This is a genomic window from Cerasibacillus sp., from assembly GCF_036516575.1.
Lineage (GTDB): Bacteria > Bacillota > Bacilli > Bacillales > Amphibacillaceae > Cerasibacillus.
In genome coordinates, this window is sequence record NZ_DATBTY010000035.1 from 1 (window position 1) to 5311 (window position 5311).

4 protein-coding genes are annotated in these 5311 nt (G+C 38.4%); all 4 read left to right on the forward strand.

Annotated elements, in window-relative coordinates; all coding sequences use genetic code 11:
* Positions 1-220 precede the first annotated feature (220 nt).
* Entirely contained in the window at positions 221-2896 is a 2676-nt protein-coding gene (locus tag VIG73_RS06085; protein WP_248852125.1) for a calcium-translocating P-type ATPase, PMCA-type, read from the forward strand.
* Positions 2897-3057: 161 nt separating this feature from the next.
* Positions 3058-3486, forward strand: coding sequence for a hypothetical protein (locus tag VIG73_RS06090; RefSeq protein WP_311871131.1), 429 nt, complete (start codon positions 3058-3060; stop codon positions 3484-3486).
* A gap of 200 nt (positions 3487-3686) precedes the next feature.
* The gene (gene queG, locus VIG73_RS06095; RefSeq protein ID WP_331640022.1) at positions 3687-4850 is read left to right on the forward strand and encodes a tRNA epoxyqueuosine(34) reductase QueG; all 1164 of its coding nucleotides are present in this window, start codon (positions 3687-3689) and stop codon (positions 4848-4850) included.
* A gap of 60 nt (positions 4851-4910) precedes the next feature.
* Positions 4911-5311, forward strand: a 401-nt coding sequence (udk, locus tag VIG73_RS06100; RefSeq protein ID WP_331640024.1) for a uridine kinase, incomplete at its 3' end; no start/stop codon positions are given.

A 5311-nucleotide genomic window follows, 5' to 3' on the forward strand; every position in this document is an offset into this window, starting at 1 on the left:
TAACATATTAATTGCAAGATTCTCATTATCGTGTATAATTAAGGATGAATCAACTCATAAGGGAGTAACTGGCGATTAGTTCGTGGCAACATCACCATCACTGAAAGAAATTTCTGGTGTTGTCTTAAACAGTGAGACTTATGTATGGACAAATTGCTCATACATAGGTCTCTTTTTATTTTTTTATGAGAAAATATACATGAAAATAGGAGGAAAAAAGATGTCAGAACATGAACGTAAGAAACAATTAGTGGATACGTTTTATACACAAACTGAAGAAGATGTTTTGAAAAAACTGGAAACATCTGCTCAAGGTTTGAGTAGTGCGGAAGCTGAGAAGCGTTTGTCAGCTTATGGTGCCAATGAACTGGATCAAGGTAAGAAGAAAAGTTTATTTTCAAAGTTTCTTGATCAGTTTAAAGATTTAATGATTATTATCTTAATCGTTGCGGCTGTATTATCAGGTTTTATGGGCGATTCTGCTGAAGCAATTATGATTATTTTAGTTGTATTATTGATGGCAATTTTTGGTGTGGTACAAGAAGCGAAAGCGGAGCAAGCAATCGATGCTCTTAAAAGTATGTCAACGCCAAATGCGAATGTTTTACGTGATGGAAACGCCAAAGTTGTTAAAAGTACCGAAATAGTACCGGGAGATGTGGTCTTGCTAGAAGCAGGAGATGTTGTGCCGGCAGATATTCGCTTGATAGAAGCGAATTCACTGAAAATTGAGGAATCGGCATTGACCGGAGAATCAGTTCCAGTTGAAAAAGACAGTCAACAGTTGATAGAAGCGGATGCTGGAATCGGTGACCGTGTAAATATGGGTTACATGAATAGTAATGTTACCTATGGTCGTGGTGTAGGTGTCGTCACTGGTACCGGGATGAACACTGAAGTAGGTAAAATTGCGACGATGTTAGCAGACGCAGATGAAACGAATACGCCACTGAAAGAAAACTTAAATGAGTTAGGTAAGTGGTTAACCATCGCTATTTTAGTCATCTGTGTGGTGATGTTTGGTGTAGGGATGATGAATGGTGGTAAGACATGGGTTGAAATGTTGCTAACTTCTGTTTCATTAGCTGTAGCAGCTATTCCAGAAGGATTACCAGCGATTGTTACGATTGTTTTAGCGCTTGGTACACAAAGAATGGCTAAGCGTAACTCTTTAGTAAGAAAGTTACCAGCGGTAGAAACATTAGGAAGTACGGATATTATTTGTTCAGATAAAACAGGAACGTTAACTGTCAATCAAATGACGGTTGAACAAATTTTTACGAATAATGAAATTCATGCAGAAAGCGATACAGTTCCAACGGATAATTTAACGTTAAAAATTATGAACTATTGTAATGACACGAAATTTTCTTCTGAAGGAGAGTTAATTGGTGATCCGACAGAAACGGCGTTAATTAAATTTGGACTGAAACATGCGTTTGATGTGCGTGAAGCCTTAAAACAAGAGCCACGTGTAGCAGAGCTGCCGTTCGACTCTGAACGTAAATTGATGACGACTTATCATCAACTAGCTGATGGTCGTTTCTTAGTAGCAACTAAGGGAGCACCAGATGAATTGTTAAAACGTTGTATATCTTATGATGTAAATGGCGATATTCGTCAAATGGACGATGCACAGCGTGACTTAATCTTGTCGACCAATACACAACTTGCAAAACAAGCACTGCGTGTGTTAGCAATGGCTTATAAAATTGTCGACCATGTTCCAGAAAACTTAGTACCAGAAGAAATTGAAAAAGATTTAATTTTTTCAGGTCTTGTCGGAATGATTGACCCAGAACGTGAAGAAGCAGCTGAAGCCGTTCATGTGGCAAAACAAGCGGGGATTCGTCCTGTGATGATTACAGGTGACCACCGTGATACTGCCGAAGCGATTGCGATTCGCTTAGGTATTATTGAAGAAAACCAACATGAAGCTGTTATTACAGGGGCTCAGTTAAATGAAATGTCAGATGATGAATTTGCTAAACGCGTTCATGAATTTTCAGTATATGCGCGCGTGTCACCTGAACATAAAGTAAGAATTGTTAAAGCATGGCAAACTGAAGGTAAAGTAGTGGCGATGACGGGAGACGGTGTCAACGACGCGCCTGCTTTAAAAACAGCTGATATTGGGATTGGTATGGGAATTACCGGAACGGAAGTTTCAAAAGGTGCTAGTGACATGGTACTAGCGGATGATAACTTCTCAACCATTATCGTAGCGGTTGAAGAAGGACGTAAAGTCTTCTCAAACATTCAAAAAACGATTCAATACTTACTGGCTGCAAACTTAGGGGAAGTTTTAACATTATTTATCGCGACGTTACTAGGTTGGGATACGCTACTACCTGTTCATCTATTATGGATTAACGTGGTAACGGATACCTTCCCAGCGATTGCTCTTGGTTTAGAACCAGCTGAACGAAATGTGATGCAACAAAAACCACGCGGTCGTAATTCAAACTTCTTCTCAGGTGGTGTGTTAAGCAGCATTATTTATCAAGGGATTTTAGAGGCAGGCATTACGTTAGGCGTTTACTTATTCGCGATTGCGTACCCTGTTCATCAAACATACAATGAAATCCATGCTGATGCGTTAACAATGTCCTTTGCGACATTAGGCTTGATTCAATTATTCCATGCCTTTAACGTAAAATCTGTCCACCAGTCACTCTTTAAAGTGGGGCCATTTAGAAATAAGAGCTTTAACTATGCTATTTTGTTATCGTTCATTCTATTAGCCATTACGATTGTGATTCCAGGATTTAATGATTTATTCGAAGTCGCTCATTTGGATACACATCAATGGGCAGTCGTTGCCGGAGCATCCTTCTCAATTATCCCGATTGTAGAAATTGTGAAGTTCTTCCAGCGCAAGACGTTATATAAATAAAGAGTACAGAATAAGATAATTTTGACTGACATTCGTTGAGAAACGGATGTCAGTTTTTTATTAGGCTAATAAGGCTAAAAAAGTGATGCGAATGATTGCGTTGTCACTGTAAAATTTGATATAGTAAGTAGGCAAAAGAAAAGAAAGATGAGGCAAGAAAAATGCGAGGAAATTTAACTTACTATGTTCAAAAAATTAATGATATTGTGACACTGACTGAGCAAACGGGTGAAGAAATGAATCCGTTTTTTGAAACACTTAGAGGAGCGATTGATGAAGATACGTTATCATCACTTACATCTTCTCAATATGAAGAGATTAAAGCTGCTTTTGCGAAAGGAACGGCTGTGTATGAAGCACAACTAGCTATCATTAAAGACTTACGTCCGCCAGCAAGAGTTCTAGGAATCCATAAAAAGCTAGAAAAAGCTTATAGTCAGTATGTTTTGGCGTGCCAGTCGATGGTAGAATCGATAACAGATGAGTCAGTAGATGTGAATCAATTTAATGAATCAGAAACAAAACAAGATGCAGAAACGGATACGATTGCTTTTTGTATTCAACGCATGACACAATTACTTTTAAAATAACCCTTGTTTTTTTACTGGACAATTCATGCGAAGCCGTGTATGATGTATGTATAACCAACAACAACCTTTTTATTTTTCATTTTACTCTCATCCTAAAGAGTAAAATACTCCTTTTTCCACTGCTGATATGATTAGCAGTGGTTTTTTTGTGTTATGATAAAATAAGTTAAATGACATGACTAGTAAAGTGAGGTTTGAGTATGACAGCGACGTTAAAAAAACAAATTATAGCAGAGAGTAAGAAGATAGGGATTGATAAGATTGGCTTTACGGATGCTAGTCCATTTGCTCACTTAGAAGAAAGTCTTCATGAACAAAAAGCTGCGGGACATACGACAGGCTTTGAACATCCAGTGATTGAGGAACGTCTTTATCCGGATAAAATATTTGATAAACCCGCTTCGATTATCTCGATTGCTTTAGCTTATCCTACCAAAATAAAAGAGAAAGCCCCTCGTGTGAGAGGTGAACGACGAGGTAGTTTCGCTCGTGCTTCTTGGGGTACAGACTATCATGATATTTTGCGAGACCGTATGGCAAAATTAATTGCCTTTATTGAAGAAGTCGCGCCTAACTCTGCAGAACTTTCATTTAAACCCATGGTCGATACGGGGGAATTGATTGACGTAGCTGTGGCACAACGAGCAGGGTTGGGTTTTATTGGAAAAAATGGTTTGTTAATCACAGAAGAATTTGGCTCTTACGTTTATTTAGGTGAAATTATTACGAATATCCCTTTTGAACCAGATACACCGATTGAAAATCAATGTGGCAGCTGTACAAAGTGTATTGATTTTTGCCCAACTAGTGCGCTACTAGGAGACGGTCGGATGAATGGTCAGCGTTGTCTATCTTATCAAACGCAAACGCGTGGAATGATGCCGGAGGAGTATCGAGAGAAAATCCGAACTGTCATCTATGGGTGCGATATTTGTCAGCAAGTTTGTCCGTTTAACAAGGGCAAAGATTTTCATTTTCATGAAGAAATGGAGCCTGATCCAGAAGTCGTGACACCACTTTTAACACCGTTATTGACGATAAGTAATCGTGAGTTTAAAGAACAATTTGGTTATTTGGCTGGGTCGTGGCGTGGGAAGAAACCTATTCAACGTAATGCTATTATCGCACTTGGCAATGCGAAACAAACGAGTGCTTTGCCAAATTTACTAGCATGTGCGGAAGAAGATCCCCGCCCAGAAATACGTGGGACGGCTTACTGGTCGATTGGTAAAATTGGTTCACCATCGAACGATGCTCTTGTTTCTTTTTTATTAGAACGATTTGAAAAGGAAGAAAATGAAGAAGCGCGTATAGAAATTACGAAGGTCTTAAACAATTGGGACATCGATGATAAAAAACGTTGATTGTTCGCATTAGATAGTCTAATATAATAACAGACAAGTGATGAAAGAGGTAAGCGACGCATGAAAAATAAAAAGCGCCCTGTTTTAATAGGGGTAACGGGTGGTTCAGGAAGTGGGAAGACAAGTGTAAGTCGAGCCCTTTTAAAAGAATTTACAGACGATCATTCGATAGTCTTGTTTGAACAAGATTCTTATTATAAAGATCAGAGTCATTTATCGTTTGAAGAGCGATTAAAAACGAACTATGATCATCCTTTAGCTTTTGATACAGATTTGTTAATTGAGCATTTAACAGATTTGTTAAACTATAAAAGTATTGATAAACCTGTCTATGATTACGATGCGCATACGCGTAGTACGGAGTGTGAACATCAAGAGCCACGAGAAGTAATTATCATCGAAGGGATTCTAATTCTAGAAGATGAACGCTTGCGCGATTTGATGGATATTAAAGTTTATGT

What these genes read in the sequence shown, in the direction of transcription:
- VIG73_RS06085 (WP_248852125.1), top strand. Translation starts at nt 221, where the DNA reads ATGTCAGAACATGAACGTAAGAAACAATTAGTGGATACGTTTTATACA.
- VIG73_RS06090 (WP_311871131.1), top strand. Translation starts at nt 3,058, where the DNA reads ATGCGAGGAAATTTAACTTACTATGTTCAAAAAATTAATGATATTGTG.
- queG (WP_331640022.1), top strand. Translation starts at nt 3,687, where the DNA reads ATGACAGCGACGTTAAAAAAACAAATTATAGCAGAGAGTAAGAAGATA.